1 protein-coding gene is annotated in these 278 nt (G+C 56.8%); it reads left to right on the top strand.

All coding sequences use genetic code 11. The features are described from left to right. A partial coding sequence (locus tag AC1RPV_RS07810) for a hypothetical protein (RefSeq protein WP_481764204.1) occupies positions 1–275 on the top strand: 275 nt, incomplete at its 5' end. Positions 276–278: the final 3 nt, after the last annotated feature.

The following is a 278-nucleotide window of genomic DNA, read 5'->3' as shown; positions in this document are numbered from 1 at the left end:
GCGACATGGACTATGGCTTTGCTATCGCTGCCTCTGCCGACAAGGTACAAGTCGTTAGCGCTGCTACCTCAGACGTGGTGACGGTACCGCTGACCGTGGTTGCCGATATCCGCCGCGCACCGATCCCCAAGTCGTTCGGGGACAAGATGCGGACAGCCGGTATCAGCCGTGAAGACAAGAACCAGCAGATCGAGTACTACAAGCAGCTGTTCGCGTATGACCCTGCGTACCTGCGTAGTGTCATCGATATCGTGAACGAAGATAGCACTGCCTAAGCC

This window comes from Dellaglioa sp. CoH-55-MRSF-9, assembly GCF_056782155.1.
This window is presented reverse-complemented; position numbering and strand designations above follow the sequence as displayed.